Source organism: Bacteroides sp. 3_1_13 (genome assembly GCF_001185845.1).
Taxonomy (GTDB): domain Bacteria; phylum Bacteroidota; class Bacteroidia; order Bacteroidales; family Bacteroidaceae; genus Bacteroides; species Bacteroides xylanisolvens.
On the sequence record NZ_KQ236955.1, the window covers coordinates 2,286,609 to 2,304,510 of the forward strand.

The 17,902-nt window shown below is 41.8% G+C and carries 15 protein-coding genes and 1 tRNA gene; 9 read left to right on the forward strand and 7 right to left on the reverse strand.

Features of this window, described 5'->3' with window-relative positions; translation table 11 throughout:
• Positions 1 to 4 precede the first annotated feature (4 nt).
• The 3 genes from surE to HMPREF9009_RS08245 all read left to right on the forward strand — a co-directional run bounded on the left by surE (position 5) and on the right by HMPREF9009_RS08245 (position 2,873).
• On the forward strand, positions 5 to 772 hold the full coding sequence (surE, locus tag HMPREF9009_RS08235) for a 5'/3'-nucleotidase SurE (RefSeq protein ID WP_049701878.1): 768 nt from the start codon (positions 5 to 7) through the stop codon (positions 770 to 772).
• Between the two features lie 78 nt (positions 773 to 850).
• Positions 851 to 1,987, forward strand: a complete 1,137-nt coding sequence (gene lpxB / locus HMPREF9009_RS08240) for a lipid-A-disaccharide synthase (protein ID WP_049701879.1) — start codon at positions 851 to 853, stop codon at positions 1,985 to 1,987.
• Between the two features lie 94 nt (positions 1,988 to 2,081).
• Entirely contained in the window at positions 2,082 to 2,873 is a 792-nt protein-coding gene (locus HMPREF9009_RS08245; protein ID WP_004310987.1) for a NigD1/NigD2 family lipoprotein, read from the forward strand.
• 106 nt (positions 2,874 to 2,979) lie between these two features.
• On the opposite strand, the gene HMPREF9009_RS08250 is transcribed toward HMPREF9009_RS08245, so the two are convergent.
• From HMPREF9009_RS08250 to rsfS, 3 genes are read right to left on the reverse strand one after another with little or no spacing between them, the layout of a single operon-like run.
• Entirely contained in the window at positions 2,980 to 3,828 is an 849-nt protein-coding gene (locus HMPREF9009_RS08250) for a phosphatidate cytidylyltransferase (RefSeq protein WP_008642078.1), read from the reverse strand.
• A gap of 16 nt (positions 3,829 to 3,844) precedes the next feature.
• Positions 3,845 to 5,995 (reverse strand): ATP-dependent zinc metalloprotease FtsH, encoded by a 2,151-nt coding sequence (ftsH, locus tag HMPREF9009_RS08255; protein WP_049702305.1) that lies wholly within the window; start codon positions 5,993 to 5,995, stop codon positions 3,845 to 3,847.
• A 9-nt stretch (positions 5,996 to 6,004) separates the two neighbouring features.
• Positions 6,005 to 6,364 (reverse strand): ribosome silencing factor, encoded by a 360-nt coding sequence (gene rsfS / locus HMPREF9009_RS08260; RefSeq protein WP_004310984.1) that lies wholly within the window; start codon positions 6,362 to 6,364, stop codon positions 6,005 to 6,007.
• Between the two features lie 264 nt (positions 6,365 to 6,628).
• Here rsfS and HMPREF9009_RS08265 point away from each other — a divergent pair.
• Positions 6,629 to 6,699: transfer RNA gene (locus HMPREF9009_RS08265), tRNA-Gln, on the forward strand.
• A gap of 337 nt (positions 6,700 to 7,036) precedes the next feature.
• Here the strand turns inward: HMPREF9009_RS08265 and HMPREF9009_RS08270 are convergent.
• From HMPREF9009_RS08270 to rsmA, 3 genes are all read right to left on the reverse strand, one after another.
• Positions 7,037 to 8,890 (reverse strand): DUF349 domain-containing protein, encoded by a 1,854-nt coding sequence (locus tag HMPREF9009_RS08270; protein WP_049701880.1) that lies wholly within the window; start codon positions 8,888 to 8,890, stop codon positions 7,037 to 7,039.
• A gap of 85 nt (positions 8,891 to 8,975) precedes the next feature.
• The gene (mgtE, locus tag HMPREF9009_RS08275; RefSeq protein ID WP_004312092.1) at positions 8,976 to 10,316 is read right to left on the reverse strand and encodes a magnesium transporter; all 1,341 of its coding nucleotides are present in this window, start codon (positions 10,314 to 10,316) and stop codon (positions 8,976 to 8,978) included.
• 61 nt (positions 10,317 to 10,377) lie between these two features.
• On the reverse strand, positions 10,378 to 11,178 hold the full coding sequence (gene rsmA / locus HMPREF9009_RS08280; protein ID WP_004312093.1) for a 16S rRNA (adenine(1518)-N(6)/adenine(1519)-N(6))-dimethyltransferase RsmA: 801 nt from the start codon (positions 11,176 to 11,178) through the stop codon (positions 10,378 to 10,380).
• 116 nt (positions 11,179 to 11,294) lie between these two features.
• On the opposite strand from rsmA, the gene HMPREF9009_RS08285 reads away from it, so the two are divergent.
• The gene (locus HMPREF9009_RS08285; RefSeq protein ID WP_004315816.1) at positions 11,295 to 12,281 is read left to right on the forward strand and encodes a lysylphosphatidylglycerol synthase transmembrane domain-containing protein; all 987 of its coding nucleotides are present in this window, start codon (positions 11,295 to 11,297) and stop codon (positions 12,279 to 12,281) included.
• Positions 12,282 to 12,402: 121 nt separating this feature from the next.
• Entirely contained in the window at positions 12,403 to 13,860 is a 1,458-nt protein-coding gene (locus HMPREF9009_RS08290) for an aminoacyl-histidine dipeptidase (protein WP_049701881.1), read from the forward strand.
• Between the two features lie 643 nt (positions 13,861 to 14,503).
• Here the strand turns inward: HMPREF9009_RS08290 and HMPREF9009_RS08295 are convergent.
• The gene (locus tag HMPREF9009_RS08295; RefSeq protein WP_049702306.1) at positions 14,504 to 15,295 is read right to left on the reverse strand and encodes a hypothetical protein; all 792 of its coding nucleotides are present in this window, start codon (positions 15,293 to 15,295) and stop codon (positions 14,504 to 14,506) included.
• 989 nt (positions 15,296 to 16,284) lie between these two features.
• On the opposite strand from HMPREF9009_RS08295, the gene HMPREF9009_RS08300 reads away from it, so the two are divergent.
• From HMPREF9009_RS08300 to HMPREF9009_RS08310, 3 genes are all read left to right on the forward strand, one after another.
• On the forward strand, positions 16,285 to 16,605 hold the full coding sequence (locus HMPREF9009_RS08300; RefSeq protein WP_151921898.1) for a hypothetical protein: 321 nt from the start codon (positions 16,285 to 16,287) through the stop codon (positions 16,603 to 16,605).
• Between the two features lie 2 nt (positions 16,606 to 16,607).
• A complete protein-coding gene (locus HMPREF9009_RS08305) occupies positions 16,608 to 17,105 on the forward strand; it encodes a hypothetical protein (protein ID WP_049701883.1) in 498 nt (165 codons plus the stop codon).
• 143 nt (positions 17,106 to 17,248) lie between these two features.
• On the forward strand, positions 17,249 to 17,701 hold the full coding sequence (locus HMPREF9009_RS08310) for a hypothetical protein (RefSeq protein ID WP_049701884.1): 453 nt from the start codon (positions 17,249 to 17,251) through the stop codon (positions 17,699 to 17,701).
• The last annotated feature ends 201 nt before the right edge of the window (positions 17,702 to 17,902 follow it).

Below are 17,902 nucleotides of genomic sequence, written 5' to 3' on the forward strand. Positions count from 1 at the left end.
ATATATGGAAAAAGAGAAGCCGTTGATACTTGTTTCGAATGACGATGGCGTGATGGCTAAAGGTATTAATGAACTGGTGAAGTTTCTTCGCCCTTTGGGTGAGATTATAGTGATGGCACCTGATGCTCCGCGTTCCGGTAGTGGGTGTGCGCTGACGGTGACGCAGCCGGTTCATTACCAGTTAGTAAAGAAGGAAGTGGGCTTGACTGTTTATAAATGTTCGGGAACACCGACCGATTGCATCAAATTGGCACGAAACACAGTGCTCGACCGGACTCCGGATCTGATAGTCGGCGGTATCAATCATGGAGATAACTCTGCCACTAACGTGCATTATTCCGGTACGATGGGAGTGGTGTTTGAGGGCTGTTTGAATGGAATTCCTTCTATTGGCTTCTCCTTGTGCAATCATGCACCCGATGCTGATTTTGAAGCTGCCGGACCTTATATTCGCAGTATCGCTGCCATGATCTTGGAAAAAGGACTTCCTCCTTTAACTTGTCTGAATGTAAACTTCCCCGATACAGCCGATATAAAAGGAGTGAAAATCTGTGAACAGGCGAAAGGACGTTGGACGAATGAATGGGCTGCCTGCCCTCGTCTGAATGATCCTAACTATTTCTGGCTGACCGGTGAATTTACCGATCATGAACCTGAAAACGAGAAGAACGATCATTGGGCTTTGGCAAATGGTTATGTTGCTATCACCCCGACTACGGTTGACGTGACGGCTTATCACTTTATAGACGAACTTAATAAATGGTTTAATTAGTTGAAATTTGAAAAAGAAAGCATGACGCCCTGTTAGTCATCTATCCCTCTCAACTCTCAACTCTCAACTCTCAACTCTATGAAGTATTATCTGATTGTCGGTGAAGCTTCCGGCGACTTGCACGCCTCTCATCTGATGGCTGCCTTAAAGGCAGAAGACCCGCAGGCTGATTTCCGTTTTTTCGGAGGTGACTTGATGGCGGCTGTCGGAGGAACGATGGTAAAGCACTATAAGGAGTTGGCATACATGGGATTTATTCCTGTATTACTCCATCTGCGCACTATCTTTGCAAATATGAAGCGTTGCAAAGAAGACATTGTTTCCTGGGAACCGGACGTTGTTATTCTGGTAGATTATCCGGGATTCAATCTTGATATTGCCAAGTTTGTCCATGCAAAGACACAGATACCGGTTTACTATTATATTTCTCCGAAGATATGGGCGTGGAAAGAATACCGTATCAAGAATATAAAACGAGATGTAGATGAGCTTTTCTCCATTCTTCCTTTTGAAGTGGAATTCTTCGAAGGAAAGCATCAATACCCCATTCACTATGTAGGAAACCCTACGGTGGATGAGGTGGCAGCCTATCAGGCAGCTCATCCGAAAAATAAGGAGCACTTTATTGCGGAGAACCAATTGGAGGATAAGCCGATTATCGCTCTTCTTGCCGGTAGCCGGAAACAGGAAATCAAAGATAATCTGCCGGATATGTTGAAGGCTGCTTCCGCTTTTCCTGATTATCAGCTTGTCTTGGCCGGTGCACCTGCCATTGCTCCCGAGTATTATAAACAATATGTAGGAGAGGCGAAAGTGAAAATCATTTTCGATCAGACTTATAGCCTGTTGCAGCATGCAGATGTAGCTTTAGTTACTTCGGGTACAGCTACGCTTGAGACGGCATTGTTTCGTGTTCCTCAAGTGGTTTGTTATTACACTCCGATCGGGAAAGTGGTTTCTTTTTTGCGGCGTCATATCTTAACTGTGAGATTTATTTCGTTGGTTAATTTGATTGCTGACCGTGAAGTGGTAAAGGAACTGGTGGCAGATACGATGACCGTGAAAAATATGCAGAGCGAATTGAGAAATATCATTGAAAATGAAGCATATAGAAATGAGATGCTTTCGGGGTATGAATATGTAGCCGAACGGTTAGGACCTGCCGGTGCTCCCCGTCATGCAGCTCGTGAAATGCTGCGTTTGTTGAAAAAATAACTTTCTTTTTCTGAATAAACGTAAAGCCGATGCAGTAAATGCACGGCTTTTTTATTTATAAAGCAGAAGACTAAAATAAAGAAAGGAAAAAGATATGAAAAAATTTAAGTGGCTTTTAGGAATCTTATTATTGGCATTAGTACCAATGTTGCAATCATGTGATGATGATGGTTATTCTATTGGAGATTTCAGCTGGGACTGGGCGACTGTTCGTGCAACCGGTGGAGGAGGATATTATTTGGAAGGTGATAATTGGGGGGTGATTGATCCGGTTGCTACTTCTATTCCTTGGTTTAAACCGGTGGATGGTGAACGTGTCGTGGCTTTTTTCAATCCTTTGTATGACATGGAAGGAGGAAAAGGAGTTCAGGTGAAGATGGAAGGCATACAGGAACTGTTGACAAAAGAAGTGGAAGATATGTCGACAGAGGAAGAAGCGGAAGAATTCGGAAATGATCCTATTCTGATTTATCAGGGTGATATGTGGTTGGGAGGAAAGTTCCTGAACGTAATTTTCCGCCAGGAGTTGCCTCGTTCGGAGAAACATCGTATCAGTCTTGTGCAAAATAAGATGGAACCGGGAGAGCCGGGCGAACCGTCAGAACCGGGAACATTGAATGTGGATGAAGATGGTTACATACATTTGGAACTGCGTTATAATACGTATGAGGATGTGACTGACTATTGGGGATGGGGACGAGTTTCTTATAATCTGGAAAAATTCTTTCCTACGCCGAAAGATTCCTGGGTAGCACCCAAAGGGTTTAAGGTGACAATAAACTCAAGAGAACATGGAGAAGGAAGAGTGATTGTGCTTGATCTGGATCATCCGGTCGGTGTACCGGAAGCAGCGAAGGATGTTCATTCCACTTCTTCGATCCGATAACCTAACTATGATTTACTGTGTGTGAAAAAGGTCGGGATACTTCCGTAGAAGTTCCCGACCTTTTGTATTTTGTTTCAGTTCTAATCGATTGAGAAAGAATCCCCCGTTAGAACCATGTTAATGCATATAGATAAACGACTGCTGCCGGTATAGCCATCAGAGAACTGTCAAAGCGGTCGAGCATCCCACCGTGTCCCGGAAGAATGGTTCCCGAATCCTTAACGTGCAACTGGCGTTTCAATAACGACTCCGTCAGGTCGCCCCATGTGCCGAATATAACAACCACCAGTGCCAGTCCTGCCCATTCAATCATTGACATAAATGGGAAGTAGTGAGCGAGTATAAAAGATACTCCGATTGCTACCACTCCGCCGCCGATAGAACCTTCCCATGATTTCTTGGGAGAGATACGTTCAAACAACCGGTGTTTGCCGATCAATGAACCGATGCAATAGGCTCCCGTGTCATTCAGCCAGAGGAAAATAAAGATGGATAGCGGTAGGATAGGATTGTAACTTACGCTACTGTATTCTGATCCCGGATCGTTATGGAATGCCAATACATTCAGCAAAGCAAAAGGCAGTCCGATATAAAGTTGGCTAAGCATAGAATAAGCCCAGTTAAGTACCGGGTTTTCCTTTTTCAGATACAACTCGCTAATCATCATGTAAAGCAATAAAAGCACATACGGGATGAATATCTTCGAATCGGCCGCATCAATGCAGAATCCCATGATTGCAAGGAATAGGTAAGCCCCGCCGAGCATATTAATGGTCTTGTTTATCTTCACTCCTTCTGCGCGCATATTTACCAGCTGTCCGAACTCATAAATGGTCAGTGCGCTGATAGCGGTAAACAGAATACCAAAGCTGAATGCGTCATAAAGGATGCACCCCACCAAGATGGCAACGAAGAGTACACCCGTAATAGCTCGTTTTATGAAATTATTAATCAAAATCTATTCGTTTTAATTAGTTGGACCCGTTAGCTTCTTCTTCATTGGATTTACCCTCTACGGTAACTTTGCCCTCCACAGTAACCTTTTTACCTTCTGCGGCAACTTTGGTGTCTATGGGTGCTTGTTCTTCCTTTGCGGTATTTTCAGCTTCCTCTTCTTTGATTTCTTTTTCTTCTTCTTTCAGCTTTTGGGCAAGTTCTCTTTCAGCTCTTGCGGCATCCTGGCTTTCTTTAGCAGCCATGATTTCTTCTGATCGGGAAGCCCAGGGGCGTTTACCGAAGATGCGTTCAACGTCTTCCGCGAAGATTACTTCTTTGTCAATCAGTAATTGCGTCAGTTCGTTGTGTCCTTCTTTATTCTCCGACAGAATTCTCTTGGCACGGTCATACTGCTCGTTTACCATTCTCTTGACTTCTTCGTCAATCAATTCGGCTGTCTTTTCGCTGTATGGACGGTTGAAAGAATATTCATCGTTGTTGTAATAACATAAGTTCGGCAGCTTGTCGCTCATACCTAAATAAGCAATCATGCCGTATGCCTGCTTAGTCACCCTTTCCAGGTCGTTCATGGCACCTGTTGAGATGCGGCCGAGGAATAAATCTTCAGCGGCGCGTCCTCCCAAAGTAGCACACATTTCATCCAGCATCTGCTCCTTGGTAGTGATCTGACGTTCTTCCGGCAGATACCAGGCAGCTCCCAATGCACGTCCGCGAGGAACGATTGTAACTTTAATCAATGGGTTGGCATATTCCAACAACCAGGAGATAGAGGCGTGTCCTGCTTCATGCAAAGCGATGGAACGTCTTTCTGCTTCCGTTGTAATCTTGGTTTTCTTTTCCAGACCACCGATGATGCGGTCTACCGCATCCAGGAAGTCCTGTTTGCTTACGAATTTCTTCCCGTGGCGGGCAGCGATCAGTGCAGCCTCATTGCAGACATTGGCAATATCCGCACCCGAGAATCCCGGTGTCTGACGTGCCAGCAAGTCCACATCTACACTATCGTCTATTTTAATCGGGCGCAAATGCACGCCAAATACTTCTTTACGTTCGTTCAAGTCGGGCAGGTCCACGTGTATCTGACGGTCAAAACGTCCTGCACGGAGCAGTGCCTTGTCGAGTACGTCTACACGGTTGGTAGCAGCAAGGATAATCACACCGCTATTGGAACCGAAGCCGTCCATTTCTGTCAGCAACTGATTCAATGTGTTTTCGCGTTCGTCATTTCCTCCCATTGCAGGGTTCTTGCCACGGGCACGTCCTACGGCATCAATCTCATCAATAAAGACGATACAGGGAGCTTTTTCTTTAGCCTGTTTAAACAAGTCGCGAACACGGGATGCACCTACACCCACAAACATTTCCACGAAGTCGGAACCTGCCAATGAGAAGAAAGGCACATTCGCTTCGCCGGCCACAGCTTTGGCAAGCAATGTTTTACCGGTTCCCGGAGGGCCTACCAGCAATGCTCCCTTGGGTATCTTACCTCCCAAATCCGTATATTTCTGCGGTTCTTTTAAGAACTCTACGATTTCCTCCACTTCTTGTTTTGCTTCGGCCAGCCCCGCTACATCTTTAAATGTAATCTTGATGGCTCCGCCTTTTTCAAAAAGCTGGGCTTTTGATTTTCCTACATTAAATACGCCGCCGGGGCCACCACTGCCGCCTCCGCTCATACGGCGCATGAAGAATATCCATAACGCAACCAGCAAGACAAGCGGGAGTACCTGAATCAGAATTGCGGGGAAAATATCCGATTTGGGCGGATAGTCGGATGAACCGTCAAAATGACCGGCTTCCTTTTCTGCCTGCAAAAACTCTTCCAGTTTATCGGTAGACGGGGTTCTACTTGTAATGACAGGGTTGCGTCCCACCTTGGTAGAGTCAGCTCCAAAAACAGCCCCTACGGCAGTCGGTTTGAGGAAAGCTTCGATTGATTTATCTTCATAACCCAATACTTTGCTGACATAACCCTTTTTAACATAGTCCTGAAACTCGCTGTAAGTTACAGCTTTGCTTCCTGCTCCTTTTGAATCACTGCCCCACCAGAGGCCGAGAAGCATAAGGGCAATAATCATATACATCCAGTTCAGGTTGAACTTGGGCATATTAACCTTATTGTTAGGTTTATTGCTATTGTTATTATTGCTATTATTATTGTCCATAATCATTAATTAGTCTAGATCGGGGATTTGAGTAAGTTTGGCATCTGCCCAGAGGTGCTCAAGATTATAAAAAGCTCTTGTCTCCGGCAAAAAAACGTGTACCAGTACATCGGCATAGTCCATAGCTACCCATTCTGCATTTCGGAGTCCGTCGATTGCATAAGGCTTGCTGTCCGCACCTTTGCGTGTAAATTCCTTGATTGAATCTACTATTGCACTCACTTGACTGGGAGAATTTCCCTGACAGATAACGAAATATTTACAGATGGTATCTTCTATGCTGGTTAAATCGGCAACGACTATCTTTTTACCTTTTTTCTCTTGAATTCCTTCTTTTATTTTTTCAATTAATACTTTAGTATCGTTCATTCCTGTAATTGGGATTAATAATTCATGTTCTCTATTTGTTTATAACAAAAAAAGGTGACCCTTTGTTTCTGATAATAAACGTGATATTTTTGACAAATATACGCTGATTTATTGGATACAAGAAAGTTATCCCTCAATTTTTGTGTTTTTTAGTGGAGATACTTTTGTTTGGAAAGCTTATTTGGACATTTTTGCAAAAAAAATATCGGATTTGTTTTGAATTCCCAAAATATTTGTATCTTTGCACCCGCAAACGAAAATCATTGGGCTATGGTGTAATGGTAACACTACAGATTCTGGTCCTGTCATTCCTGGTTCGAATCCAGGTAGCCCAACAAATTATAAGACAAAATAAGCAAAAAGCCGTTATTACCTAGTAATAACGGCTTTTTGCATGTTTAATAGTATGTGTCTCTAAACTTCTCACCATCAAGAGGTCACATAATAGGTCGCTGGAAGTTTAAAAAAACAGTTCCTCGGTGGCAAATTCGGTGACACGAATGCACGTTGATAGTTCGAAAAACGCTAATCTTATGAAAAGCCGTGAAGTTGATTGATAAAGAATAAATCCTTAAACTGGCTGTCGTCTTGTTTAGTAGAAAAGAAAAACAGGTTTTATAGCTCAAGTGAGTATAAAACCTGTTTCTAATTTTTCTAAATCGGGCAGAACTCTTATTCTTCTGCTTTTATTGATTCATCGATTACTTTGATCTTTTGTAATACCAGTTCCAAGTCTGCTTTCAACTTATCTACCTTGCGGTTCAGTTCAGTCAGCAGGCTGCTGCCTTTCTTAGAAGTAGAAGTCAGGAAGCCCAGATTGTTCTCATAAGTCTGAAGCTCATTCTTCATATTCTCATAAGTACGTACCAGCTTTTCACGTTCTCTGTACAGAGATTGAGTACCGCTTCCCTGGATATTGCTGATATTCGAACGGAAGTTACTTAACTTCTTGTTGGAAGCATTGATGTTAAAGCGGTCGAATAGCTGATCGATGATTCCGTGATACTGCTTGTATAACTTATCTTTTTCTTTGAACGGCACATGACCGATAGAGTTCCACTCTTTCATTAAATCCCGAACCAAGGTACTTGCTTCTTCGGTATCCATGCTTTCATCAATAGCGGATAACTTCTCGATCAACGCTTTCTTCTTTTCCATATTCTCTGTTTCTACGGAGCGTTGTGAAGAAGTAGCTTTGTTCTTTTGTTCGAAGAAGTAGTCGCAAGCTGTGATAAACCGTTTCCAGATAGCATCCGAGTGTTTCTTGGCAACCGGTCCGATGGTCTTCCATTCTTTTTGAAGTTTGGTCAGTGCATCGGCAGTTACTTTCCAGTCTGTACTGTCTTTCAAGGCTTCCGCTTTTTCGCAGAGCGCTTTCTTCTTTTCCAGATTCTCGTTCATTCCTTCTTTCAGACTCTTGAAGAATTCTCCTTTCTTCTTGAAGAAATCATCGCAGGCATGGCGGAAACGCTCGAAGATCTTCACATTCATCTTCTGGGGCGCAAAACCGATAGTTTTCCATTTGTTTTGCAAGGCAATCACTTCCTGGGTCTTGTTTTCCCAGGCAGAGAATGTTTTCAGTTCATCATACTCAATCGCTTCAACGATTTCGCAGATGACGGTCTTTTGATCCAAATTATGTTGTTCGGCTTCTTTCAACGATTCGAAGTGCTGCTGATGGCGGCGGTTGACAGCGGTAGAAGCTGCTTTAAACCGGTTCCAGATTTCATCACGCAGTTCTTTGGCTACCGGACCTGTATCGCGGAACTCCTGATGCAACTTCTGAAGTTGGTGGAAAGCGGAAACAACATCTTCCTCGTCAGCCAACTTTTCGGCAGCTTCGCAGAGATGCGTTTTGATTTCCAGATTCTTTTTGAAGTCGTATTCACGGAATTCATTGTTCAGTTTCAATAAATCGTAGAACTTCTCTACATATAATTGATAGTTTTTCCAAAGTTCATTCACTTTACCTTGCGGCACCAGTTTCGTATCATTCCATTGCTGTTGCAGCTTCTTGAACTCCGTATAAGATTTGTTGGCGTCATCTCCGGATTCCACCAATTCTTTCAGTTCTTCAATAATGGAAAGTTTCACTTGCAGGTTTTCTTCCTTTTGGCGTTCCAGCTCGGCAACCTGTTTGCTGCGTTTTTCCTTGATAACCCCCATCAGACGTTTGAATTCTTCTTCCGTCGGGTCCTCTTCGGTAACAAAATCTTCAATGTTTCCACCGTTGTCTGTAAACTGTACCTTAGCAGCTTCCAACTCGGCATTATGTAACTTGTAGAATGATTGTTTCAGATTGTCAATATCCTGCTTGTTCGCATTTTCAGCATCTTGCGCAAGCTCTTTTAGCTGGTTTAGTACATCTTCCTTAGTGGTAGGTTTAGGAGCTGCTTCAGGTTGAACTTCGGCAGTAACATCTTCAGCCGGAGTCTCTGTAATAGCTTCAGAAACCTCGACTGTTTTCTTTTCTTCTTCTAATTCCCCTTGGTTCAAGGGTTGATTAGTGTCATGAGCGTCCATCATTGTATATTAGTTTTGGGTCACAAATTAATGAAATAAAACGATTACTTCATACTATTTTGCTTATTTTTTTTTGTTTATCGTGTTTTTATGACAATAAAACGGTTATTCCCATGTACAACATCATTCCGATGATGTCATTTGTAATGGCTATAAACGGACCTGTTGCAATGGCTGGATCGATTTTGAACTTCTCCAGCGTCATCGGTACCAGTGTCCCGAAAATAGAAGCGAACATTACCACGGCAAACAGGCTGATGGATACGGAATAAGTGACCGTAGCCGTTGCGCCGAACCTGATAAAGTTGTAGGTGTATACTAATAAGGAGATAATAGTAGCATTAATTAAAGCTACTACCGATTCCTTGGTAATCTGCTTGAAGGTGTTTTTAGCGTCCAGCGAGCTGTTTGCCAAACCCTGTACGATGATTGCCGAGGATTGTGTTCCGACATTTCCTCCTGTACCACCGATTAGCGGGATGTACAGTGCCATTTCGGGATGGGCAGCAAAGGTGGAGTCGAAATTACCCAATATCATAGAGTTGCCGATTCCGCCGATCATACCGATTAATAGCCAGGGGAGGCGGGCGGTGGTCTGTCTCAATACATTATCGTCCGTTTCTACGTCCTGCGAAAGACCGGATGCCAACTGATAGTCACGTTCCGACTGCTCACGGACTTCATCCATGACGTCGTCGACGGTGATTTGTCCCACAAGCCGACCGATACTGTCGACAACGGGGATAGCCACCAAGTCATACTTCTCAATCGCCTGTACTACCTCGTCAATGGGAGTATCTACGTGTACCGAAATCGGATCTTTCTGCATCACGTGTTTCACTTTGGATACAGAAGGGGAAGTAATCATCTTTTTGAGCGGGAAGATACCTCGCAGACGTTCGTCATCGTCAATGACATATACGTAATAGATTTCGTCCAGCTCTTCCGCCTGTTGCCGCATCTCTTTCAGACATTCGGGCATACTCCAGTTTTCGTTGACGAGTACCATTTCCGTACCCATCAAACCACCGGCGGTATTTTCGTCGTATTTCAACAAGTCGACGATGTCTCCTGCCTGTTCGATGTCCTCGATGTGCGAAAGAACTTCTTCCTGCTTGTCTTCATCGAGTTCACGCATCAGGTCTACGGCATCATCCGTGTCCATGTAGTCAACGAAACGTTTGGCGATTGTCTCCGAAGGAAGCATTTCGAGCAGCTCTTTACGAGCATCTTCGTCCATTTCGACAAGCACGTCGGCAGCAATTTCGTTATCGAGCAGGCGATAGACGAACTTAGCCTCTTCCGCATTCAGGTCATTGCACAATTCGGCGATGTCGGCCGGATGGAGGTCGATGAGAAGACCTTTTACCTTGTCGGCGTCTTTTTGCTCAATAAGGTGTTTAACGTTGTCAATGTATTCCTCGTTCATCGTTGTCAATTACAAATTACGAATTACAAAATCCAGTTCTCTGCTCACTGTTACCCGCCAATTATTGGGCGTTGCCGGCTGTCTTTAGTGCTTCTTCCACTTTATTGGTCAGATCGATAAATTCGGCTACCGATAGTTGTTCCGGGCGTTTATTAAATAAGATGTCCTCCGTGAGCGGACAATCTTTGCCTAAAATAGGTTTGATGGAGTTGCGCAATGTTTTCCGTCGCTGGTTGAAGGTCGTTTTCACTACTTGCTTGAACAGTTTTTCGTCGCATCCCAACTCTTTAGTCTCGTTGCGTGTCATACGGATAACAGCACTTTTCACTTTGGGAGGCGGATTGAACACGTGTTCGCTGACAGTGAATAAATATTCTACTTTATACCATGCCTGTATCAATACGCTAAGGATACCGTATGTCTTGCTGCCCGGTCCGGCTGCAATACGTTCGGCTACCTCTTTTTGAATCATTCCCGTGCAACAGGGGACGATATCTTTGTTGTCCAGCATCTTGAAAAAGATTTGGCTGGAAATATTATACGGGTAATTACCAGTCAGTACGAAAGGCTTCCCGTCGAACAACCGGTGAAGATTCATTTTCAAAAAATCATCCTCGATGATGTGGTCTTCCAATGACGGATAAGCTTCGCGAAGATAAGCAACCGACTCATAGTCAACTTCTACGACCTTTACCAATCGGTCTTTCTTTACTAGAAACTGGGTCAATACTCCCATACCCGGTCCCACCTCTAAAATAGGTAGTTCGGGGAAGGTATCGACTGTATCGGCAATATCTTGCGCAACTTTCAGATCTTTCAGAAAGTGTTGTCCGAGAAACTTTTTAGGCTTTACTAATTTCATTTACCAACTAAATAATTACTTTTGCAGCTGACAAAGGTAATTCTTTTAAATGAAGAACGTACCACTATTTATTAAAAAATAAATGATGTGTCAGCGAAGCTAATGAAGAATTAAGGATGAAGAAACTATTAAAAAAGACGCTGAAACTGATATTACCGGTTGTTTTAGGCGGCTTTATCTTATTCTGGGTATATCGCGACTTTGATTTTACAAAAGCGGGCGATGTGTTGTTACACGGTACAAATTGGTGGTGGATGCTCTTCTCGTTATTGTTCGGAGTGTTTGCACAAGTCTTTCGTGGTTGGCGGTGGAGACAGACATTGGAACCGTTGGACGCTTTCCCGAAAAAGAGCGATTGCGTGAATGCTATCTTCATTTCATACGCTGCCAGTCTGGTGGTTCCCCGGATCGGGGAGGTGAGCCGTTGCGGAGTGTTGGCGAAATATGATAATGTCTCGTTTGCCAAGTCGTTGGGAACAGTCGTTACGGAGCGGTTGGTCGATACGTTGACTATTCTCCTCATCACAGGCATCACTGTATTGCTCCAATTACCGATATTCGTCACTTTCCTTCAGCAGACCGGAACGAAAATCCCTTCATTAGTCCACCTTTTGACTTCAGTATGGTTTTATATCATTCTGTTTTGTTTTATTGGTGTGGTGATACTTCTTTATTATTTAAGAAAAACGTTGTTCTTCTATGAACGGGTGAAAGGATTTGTATTGAATATATGGGAAGGAATTATGTCTTTAAAAGGCGTGCGCAACATTCCTCTCTTTATTTTTTATACACTGGCTATTTGGGCTTGTTACTTTCTCCATTTCTATTTTACATTCTACTGCTTTGCCTTTACGGCACATTTGGGTATCCTTGCGGCATTGGTCATGTTTGTCGGCGGCACGTTTGCCGTAATTGTGCCTACCCCTAACGGAGCGGGACCCTGGCATTTTGCCATCATTTCTATGATGATGCTTTATGGAGTAAACGTGACGGATGCCGGAATATTTGCCCTGATTGTACACGGTATTCAAACCTTTTTGGTTGTTTTATTGGGTGTGTATGGCTTGGCTGCTCTGCCGTTCACCAATAGACATCGGGCGTAAATTTTTGGCTAAAAGTGTATATTCTTACATGTTTTTGCCAACCTCCTTTGTCATCTGAAAACTTTTCCATAACTTGGCACTGTTTAATTATCAGATTTAAAATAGTTTTAAAATATTTATTATGAGTACCATTCTTTCTTTAGCTCCACAGAACGTGTGGAAGCATTTTTATTCGTTGACACAGATTCCCCGTCCGTCAGGACACATGGAAAAGATTACAGCATTTCTTTTAGGTTTCGGAAAAGAGCTGGGGCTGGAGTCTTTTGTAGACGAAGCAGGTAATGTGATTATCCGTAAACCTGCCACTCCGGGTATGGAAAACCGGAAAGGTGTGATTCTTCAGGCGCACATGGATATGGTTCCGCAGAAGAACAACGATACTGTACACGATTTTGAAAAAGATCCGATTGAAACTTATATAGACGGTGACTGGGTAAAAGCAAAAGGCACTACTCTGGGTGCAGACAACGGACTGGGTGTAGCTGCTATTATGGCCGTGTTGGAAGCAAAAGACCTGAAACACGGTCCTTTGGAAGCTCTTATCACGAAAGACGAAGAAACCGGCATGTACGGTGCGTTCGGCTTGAAACCGGGTACACTGAACGGAGAGATTCTTTTGAATCTGGATTCGGAAGATGAAGGCGAGTTGTATATTGGTTGTGCCGGAGGTATGGATGTAACTGCTACCCTGGAATATAAGGAAGTAGCTCCCGAAGAAGGAGATATCGCAGTGAAAGTTACATTGAAAGGATTACGTGGCGGACATTCGGGATTGGAAATCAATGAAGGACGTGCCAATGCTAATAAGTTGCTGGTTCGTTTCGTTCGTGAGGCGGTTGCCAGCTATGAAGCCCGTTTGGCTAGCTGGGAAGGTGGTAATATGCGTAATGCTATCCCACGTGAAGCACATGCGGTTATTACCATTCCGGCTGAAAATGAAGAAGAACTATTGGGCTTGGTGAAATACTGCGAAGACCTGTTCAATGAAGAATATTCGGCAATTGAAACACCGATCAGCTTTACGGCTGAACGTGTGGAACTTCCTTCGGGTCAAGTGCCTGAAGAGATTCAGGACAATCTGATTGATGCAATCTTTGCTTGTCAGAACGGTGTGACCCGTATGATTCCTACTGTTCCGGATACGGTAGAGACTTCTTCCAATCTTGCTATTATTACGATTGGTGAAGGAAAAGCTGCCATTAAGATTCTGGCTCGCAGCTCGAGTGATAGCATGAAGGAATATCTGACTACCAGCTTGGAGTCTTGTTTCTCTATGGCAGGTATGAAGGTGGAAATGACTGGTGGATATTCCGGTTGGCAGCCTGATGTTAATTCTCCGATTTTGCATGCGATGAAGGCCTCTTATAAGCAGCAGTTCGGTGTAGAGCCTGCAGTGAAAGTAATCCACGCAGGCTTGGAATGTGGTATTATCGGTGCTATTATTCCGGGATTGGATATGATTTCTTTTGGCCCGACTTTGCGTTCACCGCACTCACCGGACGAAAGAGCATTGATTCCTACTGTACGGAAGTTCTACGACTTCCTGGTGGCTACTTTAGAACAAACTCCACTGAAATAAGCGTATTCTTTATTATGTAAATATTCTCCTATTATATAATAGGTATTTATAGCGAAGGCACGGATGAGATTTCATCCGTGCCTTTTTGTCATATTTGTTGCAGGCTATATTACAATTTTATTTCATAACAAATAAATTAATTGATGCAAATCAAGAAATATGCTATAAAACATAAATTTCTCTCTTTTTTAGGTCGATGTATAAACAAAGGCAGTATTTTTGTGTTATAAAACATGTAATTAAGAGGATAACAAAATGAAAAGTTTAAAAAGATTGTTTAGAAAGATCGGCGAAGCCGATGTACATGTTTGGGGATATTCAACAATTAATGCTAAACCAAACAAGTAAGTTTTATTTTTTAGTTTTCAGGAATTAGTAATTTAAAGTTTTAAAGATTATGGCAAAGAAAATGAGTTCTTTAGTTAGAAAAATCCTTAGTGAAGTAGGTCGTAATGAAATGCTTTCATGGGGGTACAGAATTGAGAAATGAGAAAGAGTACATTAACTAGGTTTAGAGTGGGGATACGTTATTAAAGACGATATCCCCACTTTTTCTATATAATTGTAAAAGTTAAGATTAACATCTGTAAATCTTAAGGTTTGTTTTTATGATAAAAGAATGACTTGTACTTTTATACATACTTTATAGCAGTAAAGTCGCTATTTCGGGCGATAATTCGATGTTTTTGTCTTCACCGACAATGATGAAATGGTTGTTGCATAGTGTTTCTATCATGCGCGAATAGGTGACTTCGCCCATACCATGTAGATTTCTTACTTTGTTCCACCCGTATTTAGAAGCATATTGTAGCAGTTCGCGCACGTTTTCAATGTTCGCCTTTGTTTTTAAGACGGCATTGGCATGCGTTTCAAGGATATCGCCTATGCGTGTATTAGTTGGGTCGGTCGTGTCGAATCGGCTGTATAATAGTTCCATTGTCCGGTGGCGGAACGTGGAGATTCTATTTGTGTTCTCACCCAGCTTTTCGAGGATATTGCTGTAGGCATTTGCGGTTTGTACGTAAGTGAGCTGATGGCGCGCCGCTACTCTTGCGATAGGTTCGCCTTTGGAAATGGCGAGAAATATTTCCCGTTGATAGTCGTCGGTGATTAGTGCGCCAAGCTCCTCTATCACGATATGGAAAAGTGGTTGATATAGCTTTTGGGTTTTTAATAAGTACAACTCGTCTTCAAAGTAAGCGAGCGTTGCTTCGCACTCCGCTTTTTTCTCCTGAATGAGTTGCTTGAGATAGTCTTCTTCCAGTTCTTTTGTTTGGTTGGCGTCGAGAAAGCGGGTTACGCTATTGTCATCCAGCATCACTACGTTGTCGATGGTTGATGAAGCGATGTAATTCAAGCTCTTCCAGTATCGGAGAGTGTTTTCGGGGATGCCACGCTTCTCTGACAATTGTTTGAGAGTTAGCCAATCAGCCATGCTGTATCCTCCTTTCTGATTGTTTCGTACGATACTTGCATGTCTTTGAGGAGATGATAGTCCACCGGAGTGTTTTTTTTGTTTGGTATGTTCATATCTTATCGAATATTTATGAACGCCCACCTTAATTATATATAAGAAGTCGGGCGCTGAGTTCATATTTATCCGGAAAGAGGTACGACCAAGCACCCACAAAGTCTAATAAATATGTTCACACGCCCGACCCTATGTCGCACGCATGAAACCAATTTATTGAGACTTTGTTTTTTGCTTTAATATAATTTGGTCGTTTACTTTCCGCAAAAAAAGTTTCAATGAGCCGCATTTCTCTTCGGCTTTCGATAGGCAAAGATAGAAATTCTTATTGAAATGGCAATAGAAGTTGACAGGGAATTTAGGGAGAGTTATATAATAGAAGTCAGGTACAACCTTCTCCTATAAGATGTTTCTCACTTTTTATCTTATATGAAAGAACATTTTGCTCAAAACGGTATAGAATGAGTGAAACGGTGCAGAAATGAACTGATCCGCACGGAAAGAAATTAAATAATATAGTTTAGATTTTTCTCCACTGTATAAACAATCTATCTGAGACCCGGGTCTCAGCATCTATGACACCCGGGTCTCAGGTATGCCAACACCCGGGTGTCAGTACCATTGAGACCCGGGTGTCAGATAGAACTCTACTACTAAGCGTTTTTTCTTTGTTACTAGAGTAAATAAAATTCCGATGCATCTAATATCTATTCAAATCCGAATTGATATGAACATTACTGTTGAAGCATATTTCAAGTCTATCATAATAAAATTTAGAAATAAGCCGCCGAATACTTTTCTTTTTAAACAAAATATTATAAATTTGGATTCAACATCTGTCTAATCAACAAAAAAATAAATATTTACTATTTAATTAGAAGAATATGAAAAACACCTATCACTTTTTAAACTTATTCTGCATTGTTATATTGTGTACGATGTGTACAGAAAGCATGAGTAACATTGGTGACGAAATTGATTTAATTTCATCAAGATTACAAAATCCAATTGCAATTCAGTTGTTACAGCAGATGCAACGACAACCTCTTATTTACGAACAAATGAAAGAACAATCAGTAGAAAACGTTATCTCTTTCGAGCACACAGTTATATCTTCATCTTCTCAATATGGAATGTTTTATGCAGTACCTTACACCCAACAAGAAACAATAGAAGGATGTTTCATTATACCTATTCAAGAAGAGCACTACAAGAAATTAAGTGTTCCAATCAATCAAAACATTCAAGGTATAACCCCATACAAATGCCAATAGTCATGAAAAAGAACATCTTTACCCTGTTATTTACCATCTGTTGCCTCATGTCATACGCACAAGAGAATGCAACAGCATATGTGTATCATCCTTTGTCCGAATTTGGAACGGACACGTTACGCTTTCTCAAAACAAACTTTGAACGCAAATCGGATTATTTTAAAGGAAAACCTTTGGGAGAAGTTCTCAAATATTATAGAAGAGACCTTCCTGTGAATGTTTTTTTTACTAATGGAACAAGTCCATACATCGACCCTGATGGAAAAAGCTATATTAAAAGCCTCACGGTGGCTCATTATGATCCTATATATTACCATTATGCATTAAAAAGTAAAGGTACTCCAGTAATCGAATTTGAAGTTTACATATCTCAACTACCACGTATCGATGACTATCTGTTTTGGAGAGATATGCCCGATTGTGAAACAGATGATGAAGAGGCTGAATATGCAAGAGAACTCATAGTAGACCACATCAAAGTGTTCTATCTACGAGAATAAGCATTTTTCATTGGATTTGTAATCCCAATATACCACGCATCATCGGATTACAAATCCGATTGAATACATGCAGTCATTACCATAAAATGCAAATAGTCATAAGAAAAAACATCTTTACTCTGCTATTTTACATCTGTTGTCTCATGTCATACGCACAAGAGAATGCAACAGCATATGTGTATCACCCCTTGTCCGAATTTGGTACTGATACACTTCGTTTTCTCAAAACAAACTTTGAACGCAAATCGGGTTATTTTAAAGGAAAACCACTCGGAGAGGTGCTCAAATATTATAAAAAAGATTTGCCGATAAATATCTTCTATTCTAATGATACGAGTCCATATATAGATCCAGAAGGGAAAAGCTATATTAAGAGTTTCACAATAGTCCATTACGAATATCCTTATTATTATGCAGCACTAAAGAATAAAAACATACCTGTTATCTCGTTTGACGTTTACATATCCCAACAACCACGTATTTACGACGGCAAGTTTTGGAGAGATATGCCTGATTGTAAGACAGATGAAGAGGAAGCAGAATATGCAAGCAGCTTCATTGTAGACCATATCAGAGTATTTTACGTAAAAAGATGAACTATCTAACTAAATAACTCACCGGGTGATCGTTTTTTATTTTATTCCAGAGTGAATTTGCTAATAAGCTAATGTTGGATACAGTGCAGAGCTGATATTTTGATAAAAGTTTTTTTTAAGCTAAAAAGTACAAATCTTTAAACTTTATTTCTTTACTTTGTTATTTATAGAGTGAGACTTATAGCGAACTTAAACTAGAAA

Coding starts and splice junctions, on each gene's coding strand:
- HMPREF9009_RS08290 (WP_049701881.1), top strand. CDS start 12,403: ATGAGTACCATTCTTTCTTTAGCTCCACAGAACGTGTGGAAGCATTTT.
- HMPREF9009_RS08270 (WP_049701880.1), bottom strand. CDS start 8,890: ATGATGGACGCTCATGACACTAATCAACCCTTGAACCAAGGGGAATTA.
- surE (WP_049701878.1), top strand. CDS start 5: ATGGAAAAAGAGAAGCCGTTGATACTTGTTTCGAATGACGATGGCGTG.
- ftsH (WP_049702305.1), bottom strand. CDS start 5,995: ATGGACAATAATAATAGCAATAATAACAATAGCAATAAACCTAACAAT.
- rsfS (WP_004310984.1), bottom strand. CDS start 6,364: ATGAACGATACTAAAGTATTAATTGAAAAAATAAAAGAAGGAATTCAA.
- HMPREF9009_RS08305 (WP_049701883.1), top strand. CDS start 16,608: ATGAAAAAGAACATCTTTACCCTGTTATTTACCATCTGTTGCCTCATG.
- lpxB (WP_049701879.1), top strand. CDS start 851: ATGAAGTATTATCTGATTGTCGGTGAAGCTTCCGGCGACTTGCACGCC.
- HMPREF9009_RS08300 (WP_151921898.1), top strand. CDS start 16,285: ATGAGTAACATTGGTGACGAAATTGATTTAATTTCATCAAGATTACAA.
- HMPREF9009_RS08245 (WP_004310987.1), top strand. CDS start 2,082: ATGAAAAAATTTAAGTGGCTTTTAGGAATCTTATTATTGGCATTAGTA.
- rsmA (WP_004312093.1), bottom strand. CDS start 11,178: ATGAAATTAGTAAAGCCTAAAAAGTTTCTCGGACAACACTTTCTGAAA.
- HMPREF9009_RS08285 (WP_004315816.1), top strand. CDS start 11,295: ATGAAGAAACTATTAAAAAAGACGCTGAAACTGATATTACCGGTTGTT.
- mgtE (WP_004312092.1), bottom strand. CDS start 10,316: ATGAACGAGGAATACATTGACAACGTTAAACACCTTATTGAGCAAAAA.
- HMPREF9009_RS08295 (WP_049702306.1), bottom strand. CDS start 15,295: ATGGCTGATTGGCTAACTCTCAAACAATTGTCAGAGAAGCGTGGCATC.
- HMPREF9009_RS08310 (WP_049701884.1), top strand. CDS start 17,249: ATGTCATACGCACAAGAGAATGCAACAGCATATGTGTATCACCCCTTG.